Source organism: Xanthomonas dyei (assembly GCF_002939865.1).
Taxonomy (GTDB): domain Bacteria; phylum Pseudomonadota; class Gammaproteobacteria; order Xanthomonadales; family Xanthomonadaceae; genus Xanthomonas; species Xanthomonas dyei.
In genome coordinates this window covers 1-20734 of the sequence record NZ_MDEE01000047.1, presented here as the reverse complement: position 1 = coordinate 20734, position 20734 = coordinate 1, and the positions used below count along the sequence as shown (strand labels likewise).

At 66.7% G+C, this 20734-nt stretch carries 15 protein-coding genes, 1 other RNA gene and 1 pseudogene; 11 read left to right on the top strand and 6 right to left on the bottom strand.

Translation table 11 applies throughout. The features are described from left to right. Nucleotides 1–22: 22 nt before the first annotated feature. From XdyCFBP7245_RS20585 to XdyCFBP7245_RS20565, 5 genes are all read left to right on the top strand, one after another. Nucleotides 23–751 carry a suppressor of fused domain protein gene (locus tag XdyCFBP7245_RS20585; RefSeq protein WP_104617277.1) on the top strand — a complete coding sequence of 243 codons (729 nt, stop codon included), beginning with the start codon at nucleotides 23–25 and terminating at the stop codon, nucleotides 749–751. Nucleotides 752–795: 44 nt separating this feature from the next. Further along, on the top strand, nucleotides 796–1761 hold the full coding sequence (locus XdyCFBP7245_RS20580) for an SDR family NAD(P)-dependent oxidoreductase (protein WP_104617276.1): 966 nt from the start codon (nucleotides 796–798) through the stop codon (nucleotides 1759–1761). A 261-nt stretch (nucleotides 1762–2022) separates the two neighbouring features. After that, on the top strand, nucleotides 2023–2745 hold the full coding sequence (locus XdyCFBP7245_RS20575) for a glycosyltransferase family 2 protein (RefSeq protein ID WP_104617275.1): 723 nt from the start codon (nucleotides 2023–2025) through the stop codon (nucleotides 2743–2745). Further along, nucleotides 2745–3086 (top strand): lipid-A-disaccharide synthase N-terminal domain-containing protein, encoded by a 342-nt coding sequence (locus tag XdyCFBP7245_RS20570; protein WP_104617274.1) that lies wholly within the window; start codon nucleotides 2745–2747, stop codon nucleotides 3084–3086. The genes XdyCFBP7245_RS20575 and XdyCFBP7245_RS20570 overlap by 1 nt, the downstream gene beginning before the upstream one ends. Before the next feature lie 222 nt (nucleotides 3087–3308). Beyond that, the gene (locus tag XdyCFBP7245_RS20565) at nucleotides 3309–3848 is read left to right on the top strand and encodes a hypothetical protein (RefSeq protein ID WP_104617273.1); all 540 of its coding nucleotides are present in this window, start codon (nucleotides 3309–3311) and stop codon (nucleotides 3846–3848) included. A gap of 131 nt (nucleotides 3849–3979) precedes the next feature. Here the strand turns inward: XdyCFBP7245_RS20565 and XdyCFBP7245_RS20560 are convergent, their stop codons facing one another. Genes XdyCFBP7245_RS20560 through coaBC form a run of 3 tightly spaced genes read right to left on the bottom strand, consistent with a single transcriptional unit; the run spans nucleotide 3980 to nucleotide 8064 of the window. Then, nucleotides 3980–6325 (bottom strand): phosphomannomutase/phosphoglucomutase, encoded by a 2346-nt coding sequence (locus XdyCFBP7245_RS20560; protein ID WP_104617272.1) that lies wholly within the window; start codon nucleotides 6323–6325, stop codon nucleotides 3980–3982. A 12-nt stretch (nucleotides 6326–6337) separates the two neighbouring features. After that, nucleotides 6338–6805 carry a dUTP diphosphatase gene (dut, locus tag XdyCFBP7245_RS20555; protein WP_104617271.1) on the bottom strand — a complete coding sequence of 156 codons (468 nt, stop codon included), beginning with the start codon at nucleotides 6803–6805 and terminating at the stop codon, nucleotides 6338–6340. Then, nucleotides 6802–8064 (bottom strand): bifunctional phosphopantothenoylcysteine decarboxylase/phosphopantothenate--cysteine ligase CoaBC, encoded by a 1263-nt coding sequence (gene coaBC, locus XdyCFBP7245_RS20550; protein WP_104617270.1) that lies wholly within the window; start codon nucleotides 8062–8064, stop codon nucleotides 6802–6804. The genes dut and coaBC overlap by 4 nt, the downstream gene beginning before the upstream one ends. A gap of 96 nt (nucleotides 8065–8160) precedes the next feature. Between coaBC and radC the strand changes: the two genes are divergently transcribed. From radC to XdyCFBP7245_RS20520, 6 genes and pseudogenes are all read left to right on the top strand, one after another. Further along, entirely contained in the window at nucleotides 8161–8838 is a 678-nt protein-coding gene (gene radC, locus XdyCFBP7245_RS20545; RefSeq protein ID WP_104617269.1) for a RadC family protein, read from the top strand. Between the two features lie 86 nt (nucleotides 8839–8924). Beyond that, entirely contained in the window at nucleotides 8925–10613 is a 1689-nt protein-coding gene (gene argS, locus XdyCFBP7245_RS20540) for an arginine--tRNA ligase (protein WP_104617268.1), read from the top strand. A 169-nt stretch (nucleotides 10614–10782) separates the two neighbouring features. Continuing rightward, nucleotides 10783–11649 (top strand): SPOR domain-containing protein, encoded by an 867-nt coding sequence (locus tag XdyCFBP7245_RS20535; protein WP_104617267.1) that lies wholly within the window; start codon nucleotides 10783–10785, stop codon nucleotides 11647–11649. A gap of 5 nt (nucleotides 11650–11654) precedes the next feature. Next, nucleotides 11655–12174, top strand: a pseudogene (locus XdyCFBP7245_RS20530) (hypothetical protein). Between the two features lie 61 nt (nucleotides 12175–12235). Then, nucleotides 12236–12309, top strand: a non-coding RNA gene (locus tag XdyCFBP7245_RS20525) — sX9 sRNA. Between the two features lie 32 nt (nucleotides 12310–12341). Then, a complete protein-coding gene (locus tag XdyCFBP7245_RS20520; RefSeq protein ID WP_104617266.1) occupies nucleotides 12342–13097 on the top strand; it encodes an SDR family NAD(P)-dependent oxidoreductase in 756 nt (251 codons plus the stop codon). A gap of 210 nt (nucleotides 13098–13307) precedes the next feature. On the opposite strand, the gene XdyCFBP7245_RS20515 is transcribed toward XdyCFBP7245_RS20520, so the two are convergent. The 3 genes from XdyCFBP7245_RS20515 to XdyCFBP7245_RS20505 form a co-directional block, all read right to left on the bottom strand. After that, on the bottom strand, nucleotides 13308–14432 hold the full coding sequence (locus XdyCFBP7245_RS20515) for an acyltransferase family protein (RefSeq protein WP_104617265.1): 1125 nt from the start codon (nucleotides 14430–14432) through the stop codon (nucleotides 13308–13310). A 656-nt stretch (nucleotides 14433–15088) separates the two neighbouring features. After that, nucleotides 15089–16420, bottom strand: a complete 1332-nt coding sequence (locus XdyCFBP7245_RS20510; RefSeq protein WP_104617264.1) for a glycosyltransferase — start codon at nucleotides 16418–16420, stop codon at nucleotides 15089–15091. After that, nucleotides 16413–20393 (bottom strand): non-ribosomal peptide synthetase, encoded by a 3981-nt coding sequence (locus XdyCFBP7245_RS20505; RefSeq protein ID WP_104617263.1) that lies wholly within the window; start codon nucleotides 20391–20393, stop codon nucleotides 16413–16415. Before XdyCFBP7245_RS20505 ends, XdyCFBP7245_RS20510 begins: the two co-directional genes overlap by 8 nt. Nucleotides 20394–20734 lie beyond the last annotated feature (341 nt).

Sequence of the window (20734 nt, the reverse complement as noted above, 5' to 3'; positions counted from 1 at the left end):
GCAGCGACGGCAAGCACCGCCCATGAGCCACGCCGACGCGACGATCAGCCTGTCCGGCAGCCCGATCCTGCATCACGCGCAGGCCAAGGACTTCGAGCCGGCACGCGGCGACGCATGCATCGAGCAGATCAGCGCGCATATCGAGCAGCACCTCGGGCCGATTGCGAACGTCTTTCATGAAATTCTCTCCGACACCGTGCATCTGGACGTGCACATCGTGCCGCCCAATGCGCACTCGTCGTGCCTGCGCCTGGTGACCTCGGGCATGAGCGATCTGCCGATGACGCTGCCCGACGGAGTGGAGGCGCCGCACTACATGGAGCTGATGCTGAGCCTGCCGGCCGACTGGCCGATGGACCGGCGCGACTTCGACGACGAGCGCCATTACTGGCCGATCCGCCTGCTCAAGAACCTGGCGCGGCTGCCGCACAAGTTCGACACCTGGCTGGGGTTTGGCCATACCGTTCCCAATGGCAACCCGGCCGAGCCGTATGCGCCGGGCGTCGCCTTCGACGGCGCGATCGTGCTGCCGCCGCTGAGCGCGCCGCCAGAGTTCGCGCATCTGCGCATCGATGCCGAAAAAACCATCGCCTTCATGACGGCGGTGCCGTTGTATCCGGAAGAAATGGCGTTGAAGCTGAGCCAGGGCAGCGATGCGCTGCTGGACCGCTTCGATGCCAGCAAGATTCAGGACACCATCGACCTGCGCCGCCGCAATGTGGCGAAGAAGCGCTTTTTCGGGCTGTTCTGAGCGCCGCTTCCCCGCCTCCCTTTGATGTTTTCAGGACCACTGCCATGACTATCCTCGTCACCGGCGCCGCCGGTTTCATCGGCGCCTACACCTGCCGCGCACTGGCTGCGCGTGGCGAACAGGTGGTGGGCCTGGACAACTACAACAGCTACTACGACCCGCAGCTCAAGCGCGACCGGGTGGCGGCGTTGTGCCCGCAGATCGACATCCGCACGCTGGATCTGACCGACCGCGAGGGCCTGGCGGCGCTATTCGACGAGATCCAGCCCACCGGGGTGGTGCATCTGGCCGCACAGGCCGGGGTGCGTTATTCGCTGGAAAACCCGTCTGCCTATGTCGACAGCAACCTGGTCGGCTTCGTCAACATGCTCGAGCTGTGCCGGCACCGCGGCGTGCAGCATCTGGTGTATGCGTCCAGCAGCTCGGTGTACGGCGATTCGGCCACCCCGCCGTTTTCCGAAGACCAGCGCGTGGACCAACCACGCTCGTTGTACGCGGCCACCAAGGCGGCCAACGAATTGATGGGCTACACCTATGCGCAGCTATACGGCTTGCGCGCCACCGGGCTGCGCTTTTTCACCGTGTATGGCCCGTGGGGCCGGCCGGACATGGCGCCGCTGATCTTCAGCCGCGCGGTGCTGGCCGGACGCCCGATCGAGGTGTTCAACCACGGCAAGATGCAGCGCGACTTCACCTTCGTGGCCGATATCGTGGCCGGCGTGCTGGGCGCGCTGGACACGCCCAGCGGCGAGGCGATCCCGCACCGGGTGTTCAACCTGGGCAACCACACCCCGGTGGAACTGGAATATTTCATCGATGTGATCGCCCAGGCCGCGGGCCGCCCGGCCGAAAAAGTCTACAAGCCGATGCAACCAGGCGACATGATCCGCACCATGGCCGACACGCAGCGCGCGCGGGCCGCGTTCGGCTTCGATCCGGCCACCCCGGTGGAGCGCGGCTTGCCGCAGGTCGTGGATTGGTGCCGCAGCTACTTCGGCGAGCGCGCCTGAGCCCATCGCAGCCGCGTAGCACTCAGGCAGCACGCGCCCTGCGTGTGTTCGTACACTACGATGTCGCGAGTCCTCGGGCCCGCCGACTGGCGCAGTCTTGCGCCGTTCGATAGCCGCGTTGATTGCCTGCGCCGAACGCTACAGGCCGTTTTGCGCGCGTTCCACTGCACATAACGCGCCTTAGCTTCATGCCTGGCTCAGACGGTCAGGGCACAATGCGCGATCTTTTTTGCTCAGCCATCATCGGGCCACCACGAATCCATGAGCCAACCTCAGCTTTCCGTCGTCGTCCCGGTGTTCAATGAGCGCGATAACGTCGCAGCCCTGATCGGCGAAATCGTGGTCGCCTTGCGCGGCCTGGTGGCCTTCGAGATCGTCTACGTCGACGACCATTCGCGCGACGACACCCTGGCGGTGCTGCAAGGCCTGAAGACCACCACGCCGGAACTGCGGGTACTGCACCACGTCACCCAAAGCGGGCAGAGCACCGCAGTGCGCAGCGGGGTCAAGGCCGCGCGCGCCAGCTGGATCGCCACGCTCGATGGCGATGGCCAGAACGACCCGGCCGACATCCCCAAACTGTTGATCGCGCGCAGCCAGGCCGAGCCGCAGGTCAAATTGTTCGCCGGCTGGCGGGTCAACCGGCAGGATTCCGGATCCAAGCGCTGGGCCAGCAAATGGGCCAACGCGATCCGCTCGCGCATGCTGCAGGACAACACGCCCGACACCGGTTGCGGCATCAAATTGTTCGAGCGCGACGCGTTTCTGGACCTGCCCTACTTCGACCACATGCACCGTTACCTACCGGCACTGATGCAGCGCGCCGGTTGGCGCACGGTGAGCGTGCCGGTCAACCACCGCCATCGCACCGCCGGCGTGTCCAAGTACAACAATCTCAATCGCGCGCTGGTGGGCATCCGCGACCTGCGCGGCGTGGCATGGCTGATCACCCGTAGCAAGCGCACTGCGGTGGAGGAACGTTGATGGAAACGAGCCTGCTGGACCAGCAACTGACCTGGCTGTACTGGACCGGTATCCACGTCACCGGCTGGAAGCTGATCGGGTATGTGGGCGCGCTGATGTTCGGCGGGCGCTGGCTGGTGCAGTTCGTCGCCTCCAAGCGTGCCGGCAAGCCGGTGATTCCGCGGATGTTCTGGTACATGAGCGTGGTCGGCAGCTTGATGACGCTGAGCTACTTCGTGTTTTCGGCCAAGCAGGATTCGGTGGGCGTGCTACAGAACCTGTTCCCGGCGTTTACCGCGTTCTACAGCCTGTATCTGGATGTGAAGCATCGCGGTTGGAAGCGGGACCGGGCCGGGCATTGAGGGACGGGAATTCGGGATTTGGGGTTCGGGAAGCGTCGGGCGTTTGAGGTAATGCTGCCGATTCGCTTGGGGGGTGCTGTTTGGTCACTGTGCGGCTGGCGTTGCCCGCAGCGGCGCCCAAACTCGACGCGTTTATCCGGACATGGCGGTGCGCGATTGACTGACCTGAGACCACGCCGGCGGCCGATGCCGCTGCGCTGAGGCCGTCGGCACGCTGTGGTCATGCCCAGCGCCCTGCTCCACCGCCCATTTGCCATGTCCGCGCTTGCCACACCGCATTGGCACGTGCGTCTGCACACGCACCAGCATGTGCCGTTGTTTGCGGACTGGCGCTGCGCGCGTGCAGCGGCCGCGATCCTGGCGATGCCAAGCAGCTGGCTCGGTGCGCAGGTGCTGTGTTGGGTGTTGCTGCCAGAGATGTGGTGCGCCCTGCTGCAGGCGCCGGACAAAGCCACCGTACTGCACGCAGCGACTGCTGCGCGGCAGGCCGCCGGCGAAGCGATCAATCGTGCGCGCGGCCGCGGCGGCACCGTCTGGCAACCGGAGATAGACGCGAGCGCGCTGGCGTTGCACGTCGATTGTCGGCAATTCGCCCGCAGCCTGATCGCACTGCCGTTACGTGCCGGCCTGGCGGAGCGGATCGGCGCGTACCCGTACTGGGATGCGGTGTGGTTGTTGCCCGATGCGCGCGCTGCGGCACGGCAACCTGCACCGGACGCCGGCCCCGCGTGCCTGGCAAGCGCGGGCGGCACAAGAACGTGATCGCACACGCTCGCTCGATATCCGGCGGCAAGCGCCGAGTCGATGCGCGGCTGTTCTGCCGCGCATCAGGCAACCCAGCTGACCGTGAGCGCGGCCCACGTGGTGGGCGCGCTTACCTCAGCGTGCGCGACTCAGAACCCCAGCGGGTGCTCGGGCAGCAATGCCTGCAATTGGCTGCGGAACAGCGCGCGGATGCGCTCCAACGCGGCCTCGCTGTCGGCTTCGAAACGCAGCACCAGAATCGGCGTGGTGTTGGATGCACGCACCAGGCCCCAGCCGTCGGCAAAATCCGCGCGCAAGCCATCGATCGTCGACAAGCGCGCCGATTCGAACGGCGACTCGTCCCCGGCTTGCGCACGCTCGACAAAGCGCGCCACCAACGCATGCGCATCGCCCTCCACCGGCACCTTGATCTCCGGTGTGGACACGCTTTCCGGCAAGGCATCCAGCACTTCAGAGGGGGTTTGCTCGCGCTGGGCCAGGATTTCCAGCAAGCGCGCAGCGGCATAGATGCCGTCGTCGAAGCCGTACCAGCGTTCCTTGAAGAAGAAATGCCCGCTCATCTCACCGGCCAGTTCGGCATCGGTTTCGCGCATCTTGGACTTGATCAGCGAATGCCCGGTCTTCCACATCAGCGGGCTGCCGCCGTTGCGCAGCACGTAGTCCGACAGCTTGCCGGTGCACTTCACGTCGTAGATGACCAGGGCGCCGGGGTTGCGCTGCAGCACGTCGGCGGCGAACAGCATCAGCAGGCGGTCGGGAAAGACCACCTTGCCTTCCTTGGTGACCACACCCAGACGGTCGGCATCGCCATCGAAGGCCACGCCAATGTCCGCATCGAAGCGCTGCACCATCTTCACCAGATCATCGAGGTTGTGCGGCTCGCTCGGGTCGGGATGATGATTGGGGAAAGTGCCGTCGATATCGCAATACAGCGGCACGACCTCGGCACCGATGGCTTCCAGCAGACGCGGCGCAATCTCGCCGGCCGCGCCGTTGCCGGCATCCACCACCACCTTGATCGGACGGTCCAGCTGTACGTCGTCGGCGATGCGCTGGATGTAGGCATCGCTGATGTCGCGCTGTTCCAGCTCACCCGGCGTGGCTGCGGTATGCAGGCGGCCTTCGTTGATGCGCTGATGCAACTCGGCAATGGCAGTGCCGGACAGCGTCTCGCCGCCGATCACGATCTTGAAGCCGTTGTAGTCCGGCGGATTGTGGCTGCCGGTCACCGCCACGCAGCTGCCGGCGCGCAGTTCATAGGCGCCGAAATACACCACTGGCGTGGGCGCCAGGCCGATGTCGGTCACGTTGCAGCCGGCACGCCGCAGACCTTCGATCAGGCCATTGGTCAGCTCCGGTCCGGACAGACGCCCGTCGCGCCCCACCACCACATCGCGCAGCCCCTGCGCCTGCATCACGCTGCCGATGGATTGGCCGATGAACGCGGCAACGCCTGGATTGAGGTCTTTGCCGACCACGCCGCGGATGTCGTAGGCGCGGAACATCTCGGTGGCGATCTGCACCGCAGGTACCAGCGGCGGCGGCGCAGGCGCTGCCGCCTCATCCAGTTCGCGCGCATCGCTGGCAAGGCTGGCGTCGTGCTGCAGGCTTTGACTGAAGGTCGGTTCATCGGTGGCCGCCTCGCCGGCAACGCGGCGACGCGGCAGCGCCACCCGGCCACGGCTGGCCAGCATCAGCAAGACCGCGATGATGGCGAGCAACCCGGCCACGATGGCGCAACCAAGCGCGCCCAGACCCAGCGGCCCGCTGTCGTTCTGCGGGACCGCAGCGGCCACGCGCAGGCCGCTGGTGCCAAGCGGCTTTGCCAGCGTTTCGGCAGCATCGGCCAAGCCTGCATCGCCCTGCTGGGCCACGTTGTAGCTGCCCTGGCGCAACGCGAGATAGGCGCTGCCAGGCACCGCGATCGCATCCAGCGGGCCGGTCAGGCGCAGCAGCGGCAGCCGTGCATAGGCCACCGCGGGCTGCGCGCCAAGGCGCACCGCGGCAGCGACCCCCAGACGCACCTGTTTGGCGTCGCGGACCACGTGCACCTGCGCACGGTCGGCCACCAGCGCCGATTCGAGCAGACTCAGCCGCGCGTAGCCGAAATCCTTGGGACTGGCATAGGCGGCGGCCAGATCGCCGGGCAACACCTGCACGTCCTCGGCGCCCTTGAAACGCTCGCGGATCGCCGAGGCGGCTGCCAGCGCGTCGCCGTTGGCCAAGGCACTGGCGACCGGCGGCTGTTTGAGCACGGCGTCGAGCTGGGTGGCCTGCGCCGCCATTGCCTTGCCGACGTCCTGTACGGCGCGGTCGCGCGCCTGTTCCAGGTCCTGGGCGATCGCATCCTCACGCCATTGCGCGTAGCTGTTCCAGCCGAACCAGGCGGCCATCAGCAACAACACGCCCCCCAACACCGGACCACTCGTACGCACGCCCGACATCCCCTGCCTGCGCTCGTTCGCCTTGCTCATGAGACTCCCCCGTCAGCGCACGCCGGTGTGGCCGAATCCACCCGCTCCCCGCGCGCTGTCCACGAAAGTATCCACCACTTGCAAGCCTACGCGCACGATCGGAATGATCACCAATTGCGCAATCCGGTCGCCCGGCTCGATGGTGAAGGCCTCTCGACCACGATTCCAGGTGCTGATCAGCAGCGGACCCTGGTAGTCGGCATCGATCAGTCCGGTTCCGTTCCCGAGCACGATGCCGTGGCGGTGGCCCAGCCCGGAGCGCGGCAGGATCACCGCGCACACCTGCGGGTCGGCCAAATGGATCGCGATACCGCTGGGGATCAACGCCGCATCGCCCGGCTCCAGCGTCATCGGCGCTTCCAGCGCGGCGCGCAGGTCCATGCCGGCGCTGGCCTCGGTGGCGTAGGCCGGCAGCGGCCACAGATCGCCGAAGCGCGGGTCGAGCAACTTCACCTGCAAGGAGTGGGTCGGGTGGCTCATGCCTGCAATCTCTCCGCGATCAGGGCCAGCAGTTGGTCGGCCAGTTCGGTCTTGCTGCTGGTGGGAAACGCACGCTCGCCGCCCTGCCAATAGGCGGTGGCGGCATTGTTGTCGCTTTCAAAGCCGCCGCCGACGATCCCCACCTGGTTGGCGATGATCAGATCCAGCCGCTTGGCTGCCAGCTTGCCACGCGCGTAATGCTCCACGTCGTGCGTTTCGGCTGCAAAACCGACCACCAGCTTGAGCGCGCCGGTCTGCGCAGCGACCTCGGACAGGATGTCCGGGGTACGCACGAGTTCAAGGGTCAGCGTTTCGCCGGTCTTCTTGATCTTCTGCGAGACCACGTGCTTGGGCGTGTAGTCGGCGACCGCCGCCGCGCCGATGTAGATGTCCGCCGGGAACGCACCCAGCACCGCATCGCGCATCTGCGCAGCCGAGCGCACGTCGATGCGCTGCACGCCGACCGGCGTGGTCTGGTGCACCGGTCCGCTGACCAGCACCACCTCGGCGCCCTGGCGCGCGGCGGCGGCGGCCAGCGCGTAGCCCATCTTGCCGCTGCTACGGTTGCCGACGTAGCGCACCGGGTCCAGGTCTTCGAAGGTCGGGCCGGCGCTGATGACGATGCGCAGGCCGTCCAGCTCAGCGCTGCTGGGCACGAAGGCCGGCGCGGCAGTGGCTGGGGACGCCTCGGCAGCGGTGGCGGTGCCGGCCAGCGCGGCAATGATCGCCGCCGGCTCGGCCAGGCGACCGGGACCGGACTCGCCTTCGGCCAGCGGGCCGTCGTCGGGGCCGACCACCGCCACGCCACGCGCGCGCAGCGTCGCGATATTGGACTGGGTCGCCGGGTGCAGCCACATACGGTGGTTCATCGCCGGGGCCACGGTCAGCGGCGCGGTGGTGGCCAGGCACAGCGTGGTGACCAGGTCGTCGGCCAGCCCGTGCGCCAGGCGCGCGAGCAGATCGGCAGTGGCAGGCGCCACGATCACCCCGTCGGCCCAGCGAGCCAGTTCGATATGCCCCATCGCCTGCTCGGCGGCGCTGTCCCACAGCGTGGTGCGGGTCGGTTGCCCGGACAGCGCCTGGAAGCTCAGCGGGGTCACGAATTGTTGCGCGCCGCTGGTCATGGCGACCTGCACCTGTGCGCCGGCGTCGCGCAGGCGACGGACCAGTTCGAGCGATTTGTAAGCGGCAATGCCTCCGCCGACACACAGCAGCAAACGCTGTCCGTCCAGGGGGCGGGCCTGAGTGGAGCCGATCACGTCGGAGTCGTCCTACGGTTACAAGGACAACTAGATTAGCCGATGCCCCCGCTTGGACTGATGGGCGTCGGCGATGAGCACCGGCAATCTCGCCATATGCACATACACGACTGGCCTACCAATGAGCGCCCGCGCGAGAAACTTCTGGCGCGCGGGGCGCCCGCCCTCTCCGATGCGGAGCTGCTGGCGATCTTTGTCGGCTCCGGGCTGCGCGGCCAGGATGCGGTCCAGACCGCGCGCGATCTGCTGCATCGCCACGGCCCCCTGCGCCTGTTGCTGGATCGCCCGGCCAAGGCCCTGGCGCGCCTGCCCGGGCTGGGCCCGGCGTCGGCGTGCAAGCTCAGCGCCGCCATGGAACTGGCGCATCGCCACCTGATGAGCGAACTGGAGCGTGGCCAGGCCCTGAGCGACCCGCCCAGCGTGGGGCGCTATTTCTCGCAACGGCTGCGCGCGCGGGCCTACGAAGTGTTCGCGGTACTGTTTCTGGACAACCGCCACCGCGCGATCGCCTTCGAGGAGCTGTTCACCGGCACCATCGACGGCGCCGACATCCATCCACGCGAAGTGGTGCGACGGGCGCTGCTGCACAACGCTGCGGCGGTGATCGTCGGGCATAACCATCCGTCCGGCAATCCGGAGCCCTCCGAGGCCGACCGCGCGGTCACCCAGCGCCTGCTGCAGGGCCTGGAGCTGGTGGACATCCGCCTGCTCGACCACTTCGTGATCGGCGATGGTCGCCCCGTCTCGCTGGCCGAGCGCGGCTGGCTGGAATGAGACCGCCGCGCCGACCTGAACCATCGGCCGGACCCTGTGCCGCGCGGTCGGGTAAAATCGCTGGTTTGGTTCCAAGCAGATCCCACGTGAAAGCCCTCCTCCGCGCACTGATCGGCCAAGGCATCGAAGCCTTGCGCGCCAACGGCACACTGCCCGCCGACACCCTGCCGCCGGATTTTGTGGTCGAGCGACCCAAGACACGCGAACACGGCGACTTCGCCACCAATGCCGCGATGCTGCTGGCCAAGCCCGCGCGCAGCAATCCGCGTGCGCTGGCGCAGGCGCTGGTAGCTGCCTTGCCGGCCAGCGAGGACGTGGCCAAGGTGGAGATCGCCGGCCCCGGCTTCATCAATTTCCATCTGGCGCCCACCGCGTATCAGCGCGAGGTTGCCCATGTAATCAAGCAGGGCAACGACTACGGTCGCGGCCTGGCCGGCAACGGGCGCTCGGTCGGCGTGGAATACGTCTCGGCCAACCCCACCGGCCCGCTGCACGTTGGCCACGGCCGCGCCGCGGCGATCGGCGACAGCCTGGCACGCGTGCTCGATGCCAATGGCTGGAACGTCAAGCGCGAGTTTTATTACAACGATGCCGGCGTGCAGATCGAGAACCTGGCGCTGTCGGTGCAGGCGCGCGCGCAGGGGCTCACCCCCGACAGCGACGGCTGGCCGGAAAACGGCTACCGCGGCGACTACATCGCCGATGTCGCTACCGCCTATCTGGCCGGCGACACCGTCGACCTGGAAGGTCATCTGGTCAGCGGCAGCAAGGATCCGGCCGATCTCGAATCGATCCGCCGCTTTGCGGTGGCGTATCTGCGCAACGAGCAGAACCACGACCTGGCCGCGTTCCGCGTCGATTTCGATATCTATTTCCTGGAAAGCTCGCTGTACAAGGACGGCAAGGTCGAAGAAGCGGTGCAGAAGCTGATCGCCTCCGGCCATACCTACGAGGAAGGCGGCGCGTTGTGGCTGAAGTCCACCGACTTCGGCGACGACAAGGACCGCGTGATGCGCAAATCCGATGGCACCTACACCTACTTCGTACCGGACGTTGCTTATCACCTGACCAAGTGGCAGCGCGGTTACGAGCGCGCAATCACCGAGCTGGGCGCCGACCACCACGGCTCGCTGACCCGCGTGCGCGCCGGCCTGCAGGCGCTGGAACTGGGCATCCCGCAGGGCTGGCCGGAATACGTGCTGCACCAGATGGTCACGGTGATGCGTGGTGGCGAGGAAGTGAAGCTGTCCAAGCGTGCCGGCAGCTACGTCACCCTGCGCGACCTGATCGAAGAAACCAGCGCCGATGCGGTGCGCTGGTTCCTGATCGCGCGCAAGCCCGATTCGCAGCTCACCTTCGACATCGATCTGGCGCGCGCGCAGAGCAACGACAACCCGGTGTTCTACGTGCAATACGCGCACGCACGGGTATGCAGCGTGCTGCGCCAGGCGCAGGAAAAGGGTTTCAAGTACGAGCAGGCCAATGGTCTTGCACAGCTCGCCAGGCTGGACGACGAGCATTCGCTCAACGTGATGCTGGAGCTGTCGCGCTACCCGGAAGTAGTGGAAATCGCCGGCCAGACACTGGAGCCGTACCAGATTGCGCAGTACCTGCGTGAATTGGCGCATGCCTTCCACACGTGGTATCACAACACCAAGCTGCTGGTGGACGATGCGGCAGAGCGCGACGCCAAACTCACCCTCGCCGTCGCGACCCAACAGGTGCTTGCCAACGGCCTGGAATTGCTCGGCGTCAGCGCCCCGGAAAAGATGTAAGGACGGGCAGCAACCAGGCAGGCGTGAGGCGCACGCCTGCCTGCGCAGTCAGCAGCAGTCTGCGTCGCCGCGCGCGTCCGTCGCGCCGCCCAAGGCAGGCGCAGCCGCAGCGATCGCCGCACCAAGCCGGGCGCACCGCCCGCAACGACACGATTCGGAGAAGTGGTAGATGGCAGCACGACGCGGTAAGAGCCAGGCACGACGCAACACCAGCAATGGCACGCCCGGTTGGGTGTGGTTGGTGGCGGGCGCCGCGATTGCGGCAGTGATCTTCCTGGCCGCCCCCAACCTGTTCAAGAAGGATGGCGACGGCTTCCTGCGTGTGGGTCCCCGCGCCAATCCGGACGCGCAGCCCGAACCGGTGGCTGACGCCGACACCGACACGCCGGCCGAATTACCCAAGCCCAGCGCACCACTGCCCAAACCGCAGCCCAAGCCAGGCGATGCGCAGACCCAGTACGACTTCTACACCTTGCTGCCCGGCAAGGAAGTGCAGATGTCCGACGCCGAACTGGCCGCCAGCGCGCGTGCCGAAGAAGCCGCGCGTGCGCGCGCCGCACTGGAAGGCAAGCCCATCGCGCCGGCGCCAGGTGCAGCAGCCAGCGTCGCGTCGGCCGTGCCAGCAGCCAGCGTGCCGATGCCCTTGAAAGAAACCGCTGCCAGCGCGCCCAAGCCGTTGCCGGAAGCCGCCCAGACACGGCCAGCAACCACCCCGGCACCGGCCAGCACCGCGGCACTGACCACACCGGCCGCTGCGGCTCCGAAGCCTACAACGGCGGCGGCAGCGCCGGCCGTCACCGACAACACCCGTTACATCCTGCAGGCCGGCTCGTTCGGCGCCTCCGGCGACGCCGAGTCGACCAAGGCCAAGCTGGCGATGATGGGCCTGGCCGCGCGCGTGGAATCGGCCGACATCAGCGGCAAGACGGTCTACCGCGTGCGCATGGGGCCCTACGGCACCGCAAGCGAGCTGGCCGAAGCCAAGCAAAAGCTCACCGGCAGCGGGTTGCCTGCCATCGCGATCAAGGCGCAGTAAGCACGGTGATGCGGCGCTTTGCCAGCGCGTTGCTCGGACTGCTTGCGCTGATCGGCACGGCGCAAGCCACCGAGCAGATTCCCGACCAGATCCAGATCGATGGTCAGCCGGCACTGCTGCTGGCCGAGCCGCTGGACGCCCCCGCCACCTGGAAGCGCTTCGTGGCGCAGGCTGGCAGTTCCCTGGGCGGCTGCAGCGCCAACTGGCGTGGCTATCAGGCCTTCTGGCGCGTGGACGCCCAGCAACTGGTGCTCGATCGTGGTGCTCGGTGCTTGCGCCGAGGCGCCACCGGAGCTGCCGCTGTCGGTGCTGTTTCCCGGCCAGCGCGCACCGGTCGCAGCTGTGTGGGTGGATGGCGAGCTGATCGCCGCGCTGCCGGCCGCAGAGAACGCACCTTCCGACGCGCCGGCTGGCTATGTGCTGCTGCGGCTGCGCCGGGGGCATGTGATCGCCCGCGAACCGCTCACCGCGGACATGCTGCGCGCACGTCAGGACGCAGCTGCACGCCCGGTTCCTGTTCCCTAAGCGCGGCTGACACCACCACTGCGCTCGCCGCCAGGCGGGCGCGGCCGGTTCCCGGTGTGGCATGGACCACTCGTACACTTTGGCGCCGAGCGCGCTGCCCATCCATCTGACCTCTGCTCGCCACGTTTTTTAGCCGCTGTAAGCATACCCCATCCCCTGGAGTTCCCATGTCCAAGACCGTCCTGATCACTGGTGCCACTTCCGGATTCGGCAGCGCCGCGGTGCGTCGCTTTGCCGCCGCCGGCTGGAAGGTCATCGCCACCGGCCGGCGTGCCGACCGCCTGGACGCACTGGCGGCCGAACTGCCTGCCGGCCAGGTGCATACCGCCGCGTTCGACATGCGCGATGCGCAGGCCTTGTCGGCCGCCATCGACGCGCTGCCGGCCGCATTCGCCGATATCGATGTGCTGGTCAACAACGCCGGCCTGGCACTGGGCACCGCGCCCGCGCAGCAGGCCGACCTTGCGCAGTGGCAGCAGATGATCGACACCAATGTCACCGCGCTGGTCACCCTCACTCACCGCCTGCTGCCGGCGCTGATCGCGCGTCGTGGCGCCATCATCAACATCGCCTCGGTCGCGGCGACCTACCCGTACACCGGCGGCAACGTCTACGGCGGCACCAAGGCGTTTGTGCAGCAGTTTTCGTTGGGCTTGCGTGCGGATCTGCACGGCACCGGCGTACGCGTGACCTCGATCGAACCGGGTATGGCCGAAACCGAGTTCACCCTGGTGCGCACCGGCGGCAACCAGGCCGCCTCGGACACGCTGTACCGTGGCGCCACCCCGATGACGGCAGAGGACATCGCCGAGCAGATCTTCTACGTCGCCAGCCTGCCGGCGCACTTGAACATCAACCGGCTGGAAATCATGCCGGTGACGCAGTCGTTCGCAGGATTTCAGGTGGCGCGCGACGCGCAGTGAGCAAGCGACGCTGCGCCTGAGAGGACGCGCAGTGAAGATACGCTGCCACATCCGCGGTGTGGCAGCGAAGGGGCAAGCCCGCGTCGCACGTGGTGAGCGATCACCCATCGCGCTGCCGATCTACTGCAGACACGCACAGCGATCCTCGACAGCCGCGCACTGCGCGGCTTTTCTGTTCAACCATTCTGTTCAACGATTCCGCAAGCTGCGCTACGCCGACTCGGGCATGCCGCGCGATCGGGCACGGCTGCGCAGCAGCACGCCACGCAGCCGCAGGAAGGGGCGCTCCACGCTGTAGTGCAGCAACGCGCCCGCCAGCAGCGCCACAGCGCCATACACCGCAAATGCCAGCAGGCCACGGCCCTCCAATGCCGCGCCGAACCAGGTCTGGGTCACATGGAACATCGCCTTGTGGGTCAGATACAGGCTGTAGGAAATCGCCGCCAGCCATGCCGCACCGGGCACCCGCAACCGGCCAAACGCGCTATTGGCAGTGCCTGCCAGCACCAGCGAGGCCAGCCCGAACGAGAGCACCGGCCAGCCCAGCGCATTGCCGATCAGGCCGGTGCGCTCGCGAAACAACCACAGTGCCAGCGCCATGACCGCAACGCCGGCAAGCAACCACGTGTTGCCGCGCTGCTGCAGACGTTGCCAGACCTGCGGACGAAATACCTTGATCACCGCGAGCACCACGCCGGCCAGCAGGCCATCGAGACGGTTCCAGGTGGGGTAATAAATATCTTCGACAAACCAGTTGCGCTGCTGCCCGCCGCCCAGCTGATCCAGCGCCGTGTTGTGCAGCCACACGCTGGTACGCAACGCGATGCCGGCCATCACTACTGCCACGCATAACGCGATGAACCGCCCAGCCGACGGACGCCGCAACAACAGCGTGGCCAGCAGCGGAAACACCAGATAGAAATGCTCTTCCACGCACAGCGACCAGGCATGCGAGAACGCCGCCTGCTGGCCGTAATCGACCAATAGATTCAAGGTGAAGGTGGCGAACATCCACCACGGCGCCAGCCCGGGCGCTTCGCGCACGCCGGGCCAAGCGATGTAGACCAGCAACACCACCGCAAACGCCGGCAGGATGCGCAACGCGCGCCGCAGATAAAAGTCCTTGAAGTCCAGAGGCTGCCCGTGCGCCAACGGCGTCAGCACCTGACTGCCGATCAGGAATCCGCTGAGCACGAAGAACAGGTCCACCCCCATCCAGCCATAGCGCGACAGCCACGCCCAGTCCGGCCCCAGGCCACCGACCACAAACGCGTGGAACAGCATCACCCAGACGATGGCGATACCACGCAGCAGGTCCAAGGCGGGATAGCGCATGTGGGCGATCGGCAATGAGGAACACCGATTGTGCCGCATGACATCCGCCCATGCGTAGGTTGCGCGCTGTGTGGCCAGCGACGCTGTGATGCGGGCACAGCCGAGGGCTACGCAGTGCATGCTGCCTGCCGGCCCGGCGCACGCATTGGCATGCAGAGCACGGAGGCAGACAAGTGGAGAAGATGGAGAGACACCGCACTGAGCGGCAGACGATCGCGGCGACGAACGTGCACAGACACAACCGCATGTCAGCGCGCGATCTGTGCGATTGCAATGTTGCCCTGACATCACGTCGTACCGCTGCATCGCGTCGTATGGCCAGAGGCGCATCGCCATGCGACGGCGATGTGGTTGGCCGCTGCGACCGACACGGAGCGATGGCAGCCTTGCGTTCAACGCGCTGCCTTGCAACCCCGTTGCATCACACCGGCGACTTGGAGCGGCTAACCACACACAGCGGGCAATCGCCAGGTGGCGGTGCACCGCACGCTCAGAACCAGCATGACGAACAGCCATGCCGCACCGAGCACCGAGCGTGCCCGCCTGACGGCGAGCGCAGGCGTTTTGTTGGCCGCGCTTATCCTGCTAGCGCAGGCATGACACTCCCCGTCGACGAGCACGACGCGCGGCCTGAGGCTGACACAGCACTGCCAGCCTCAAGCCACCGCCGCCTGCTCGACCCGTGCCACCCGCGCGACGGGAGTCAATAGCCCCCAAGCTTCCAGCTGATCGACCGCGTTGCGCACGCCGTCTTCGTCGCGAATGCGCTGGCCCAGTGCGCGTGCCGCCGCGCGCATGGTCGGTGTACCGGCCTGGCGCAGCGCCTCGGCCAACGTCTCCGGCTGCAAGCCGACTCGGGCCAGTGCGGGTGGCGCCACGCCACGTTGCGCAAGGCAATGCGCCCAGAACGGTTGGTCGTAGCCAAACGGCAACACCACCGACGGAATCCCCGCCGTCAGCGCTGCGCCGGTGGTGCCCGCGCCGCCGTGATGCACGGCCGCGGTCACCCGTGGAAACAACCAATCGTGCGGCGCCTGTTCCAGATGGAAGAAGCGCTCGGCGTCATCCGCGGCGGCGGTGTCGGCGGTCGCCAGCCCGCCCCAGCCACTGGCCAGCAATGCCCGTTGCCCGGTCAGGCGCACGGCGGCCTTGACCGTGGCGGTGAGCTGCACCGCATCGCGGCTGGTCATGCTGCCGAAGCCGATGTACAACGGCGGCGGCCCGGCCTGCAAAAACGCCTGCAACGCGGCCGGCGGTTGCCACTGCGGCTGCGGCAGTTGCCAGAATCCACAGATCTGCGCGCTTTGCGACCAGTCCGGCGGACGCGGGCACAGCTGCGCGCTGTAGCCATAGATCACACGCAACCCGGAGCGATCCGGGCCGCGCCATGGATACGCCGGCAACCCCAATGCCGGCCGCACGATGCCGTTGAGCGCAGGACGCATCAGCTGCCAGCCTGCAAAACGCACCGCGTGGTGCAGGGCCACGCTCACCCGCCCGGGCAGGCGCAGGTTGGGCATCACCATCAACGGCAGATGGCGCGAGGCAGTGAGCGGTTGCAGTTGTGCAAAGCACACCGGCACTCCATAGGCCTGGCTCAGGCTGTGCGCCAGGAAACTTGCGCTGCCCACGCCCAGGATCAGGCTGGCGTCGGCGCACGCCGCCCGGCCCTGCTCTGCCCAATCGCGCGCCCAGGTCAGCAGCTGCGCGCGCAAGGTGCCCCAGATGCCACGCCAGCCGCCGCGCATTTCTGCGACATCCGGGTTGCCCTGCAGTAACTTCTGGTGGTCGCCGCTAAGCGGGAAAAACTCCAGCCCGTTGGCGCGAATCAGCGACTCGAAGTTGTGGCTGGTCAGTACCCGCACCGTGTAACCGCGCTGCTGCAGACCGCGGCCCAGCGCGATGATCGGGCGCACATCGCCGTGCGTGCCCAGGGTGGCGATGACGATCGGGCGGTTGGCCGCAACCGATGCAAGAGACTCAGGCATATTCGGCCACCCCGTCGTTGGCGCTGGCGATGCTGGCGTCGCGCTGTAACACCTGTGCGCTTGCCTGGTGCAACAGCGCACACAGCGTTGCCGAGTGCGCGGCCGACAACATCGAGTGGTGATCGCTTTCCAGGGCGTGCAGATGCAGCGTGCGCACATAGGGGCGCCATGCCTGCGGCCGGTAATCCACCCATTGCGCCTCGTCACCACCGGAGCTCATGCGCACGGCTGCTTCGATGAACAGCACATCCTGATTCAATGCGCGCGGCCGGTGACGTCGCGCCAGGTGCAGGTGATGCTGGGTCACTGCACCCAGGTCGTCCAGCAGCGTGGGGCGTTGCTCCAGCAACTGCTGCAGCGCCGGCAAGGTGGTCAGCCCGTAGTGATCGCACAGCAGGCTGGCCAGCTGGGCCACCGTGGTCGGCATCGGCTGGTCGTGCGCCAGCGTCAGCCCCAGCGCATGCACCGATGCACGCACGTTTTCCGCTTCGGGCAGTGCGGCGGCCTGTTCAAGATGCGGGTAGCTGTCGAGCATCGCCAGCAATTCGACCTGTTCGCCCAGGTCATGCAATTCGGCGGCCATGGCGTGCGCGATCAAGCCGCCCAACGACCAGCCCATCAAGCGATACGGGCCATGCGGCTGCACGCTGCGCAGACGCGCCAGATAATCGTGGGCGATCGCCTCGATGCTTTCCGGGCGGTGCTGCGGGTCGCTCAATGCCGGCGATTGCAACGCATACACCGGCCACTGCGGATCGAGCTGGCCAAGCAAGGTGAGATACGACCAGCCAAGGCCGATGACCGGATGGATGCAGAACAACGGCGTGACGCCCGCGCTGCCTGCACGCATCGGCAACAGCACGCTCAGCGGGTCGTTGGGCGTCTGCGCGCTGCGTTTGATCACCTCGGACAGGCCGGCAATCGTCGGCGCATGGAACAGCGCACCCAGTGGCAGCTCGACCCCGAACAGTTGCGGGAAGCGTGCCGCCATTTCTGCCGCACGCAGCGAGTCGCCACCGAGTTCGAAGAAGTTGTCGTCTACCCCCACCACCTCGATGCCCAGCACCTCCTGCAGCAGGGCCGCCAGCTGATGTTCGAGTGCGTCGCGCGGCGGCACATGCGCGCGTTTGGGCAATGCGCCCGGCGTAGGCAAGGCGCGGCGATCCAGCTTGCCATTGGCCGTCAGCGGCAACGCCGGCAATGGCATCCACAGGCTTGGAATCATCGCCGCCGGCAAGCGCTGTTGCAGATGGGCGCGCAGCAACTCGCTCGACGGCGTGTTGCCATGCTTGCCCACCACGTAAGCGAGCAGTTGCATGGTGTTGTCGCCATCGCTGTGCGCAACCACCGCCACCTGTGCCACCTGCGCATGCAGCAGCAGCGCATTTTCGATTTCCGCCGGTTCCACGCGGTGACCGCGGATCTTCAATTGCGCATCGGCGCGGCCGATGAATTCCAGCAGGCCGTCGCGGCGCTGACGCACGCGGTCGCCGGTGCGGTACATGCTGCTGCCGTCGTTGGCGAACGGGTCGCGCAGGAACCGTTCGCTGGTGAGCTGGCGCTTGCCGCGATAGCCCTTGGCCACGCCGGCACCGCCGATGTACAGCTCGCCGATCGCACCGGTCGGCAATGGCTGCCGCTGCGCATCCAGCACATAGACACGTGTGTTGAGCAACGGCCTGCCGATCGGCGGTGCGGCCGCATCGCTCAGCTGCAGCGGCATGATGGTCGACCAGATGGTGGTTTCGGTCGGCCCGTACAACTGGGTCAGGCGCCCGACCCGGCTCAACAATTGCGTCGCCAACTCGGGCACCAAGGCCTCGCCGCCGACCAGCGCATGGAGGCGATCCAGCGCCAGATCCTGATTGGCCAGCAGGATGCGCCACAGCGACGGCGTGGCCTGCACCAGGCTGATCTGCTCGTTGACGATCAGGCGCGACAGACTGCGCGGGTCGTGACTGATGCCGGCCGGTGCGATGACCACGCGGGCACCCACCAGCAACGGCAGATACAGCTCCAGCCCGGAGATATCGAAGGTGATGGTGGTGACCGCCAGCACGCGGTCGCGCGGACGCAACGCCAGCTCGTGTTCCATCGCATGCAGGAAATTGAACAGGTTGCGATGGCTGACCTCAACGCCCTTGGGCGTGCCGGTGGAGCCGGAGGTGTAGAGCACATACGCGGTCCCATCCGGGGTCGCCAACGGGGCGATCGCCGCTGGCAGATGCGCTGGGCGCGGGTCCAGCCACACCATGCCGCCGAGCAAATAGCGCTCGCACAATGCCGGCTCGCAGACCAGCGCAATGGCGCCGGAATCGTTGAGCATCTGCCGATTGCGCGCCGCCGGGCTTTCCGGGTCCAGCGGCAGATAGGCCGCGCCGCTCCACATGATGGCCAGCAAGGCCACCAACAGATGCTCGCTGCGCGGCAATGCGACAGCGACCACATCGCCGGGGCGTACCCCATCGGCCACCCACTGCGCAGCGATCCGCGAGGCCAGCTCGCACAGCGTGGCGTAATCCAGGGTGCGGTTGTCGTATTGCACGACAACGGCCGCAGGCATCATCTCGGCACGCTGCAACATGCCGTGCAACAACGTGGCCGGTTCCGGCAGCGCTGCGGCGGTGTGATTCCAGGTGTACAGCAGCCGGCGGCGCTCTTCATCGCCCAGCACGTCCACCTCGCCCAGCGCGCATTCCGGGTTTGCCAGCACGGCATCGGCCAGGTGGGTCAGACGGCGACAGTGTTCGGCCAGCTCGTCGCTGTCGTACAACGCCGGATTGGCGTCCAGATCGAAGCGCAGGGCCGCGCCGTCGCCACGCTCGTAGCAGAAGATGGTCAGATCGTCGGCCGGGCCGTTGCACAGGTTGTGCGGTATCGCATACGCCTCGCCAAAGCGCAGGGCGTAATCGAAGGCTTCGATATTGACGGCCAGGCGGGCGAACTTCTGGTCGATGCCGAACATGCCGATGTCGCGACGTACGTCCTCGAAGCGATATTGCTGATGCCGCAAGGCATGCCTGACCACCGAGGCGACCTGCGCGAACAACGCGTGGATCGGCTGCTGCGGGTCCATCTTCAGGCGTAGCGAAATTACATTGGCCACCAGCCCGGCGGTCTGCCGGTAGCGCGCATTGATGCGGCCGGTCACCGGCATCGCCAGCACCAGATCTTCGGCACCGGTGCAGCGGTAGTAATAGGCCGCGATCAGCGAAATCAGCATCTGCGGCAAGCTGGCGCCGTAGTCCTTGCCCATCGCGCGCAGGCGCACCACCTGCTGCGGCGAAAACTGCCCGGTGCCGCGCAACAGCCCGGAGGACAGATGATTGCCCGGGCGCGCCAGGGTTGCCGGTGGCGGCAGGTCGGCCAGCTGCTGCATCCAGTAATCGCGATCGCGCTGGAAGCGGTCGGAGGCGCGGTACTGCTGCTCCATCTCCACCAGCGACAACGCGCTGCCGTACTGCGCAGGTTCCGGCTCCAGATCTGCGGCGTACGCGTTATACAACACCGACATGCGCTGCATCATGATCGATGCGCAATAGCCGTCCATCACCAGATGGCTCACGCACTGCACCCACATATGGTGATCTTCGCCGAGACGGAACACCGCGCAATGCCATAACGGCCCATGCTCCAGGTCTTCCGGTTGACGGATTTGTTCGTCCACCCAGTGCTCGGCAGCATTGCGCGGCGCGGGATCTTCGCTGACGTTGAAGTAGGGCACCGGCGCGGTGTACTCGGGCAGGATCACCTGCCGCGGCACGCCGTCGTGTTCCACGATGCACAGCCGCAGCGTGTCGAACTCACGCGCCAGCTGCAACGTGGCGCGGACCAATAGCGCAGGGTCCAACGGACCAAACATCTCCAGTGCTTCGGACAACATCAAGGTGTTGTCGGTATGCAACTTGCTGGCCACCCACAGGCCGCGTTGCGCTCTAGTCAAGGGAAACAGCGGGGCGGCATCGGCGTGCATGGCAAGCATCCTTTTGTGTGTGGCGCGCAGTCGCCCGGAGCGACCTGGCCGCGTTGCGGTCAAAGTGACGCCGGATCAGCACTCGGTAATGAAACGCAAGATAAAAAACACCATCGACTGCCGGCAGCTGCCGGCAATACACAGTGGAATCGCACAATGGGCACGCACTACGAGGCGACAGGCACAATCGAAACCCCGATGTGCCGCTGTCTGATTGGAGCAACTTGTATCCCGACAAGTTAAACAAACACTAAGGAACCTCTGAACAAAGCACGGCAGATGCGCGACACTACTCGCCTCGTGTTGAGGAATCATCCATGCAACTGACGTTCGGCGACGCT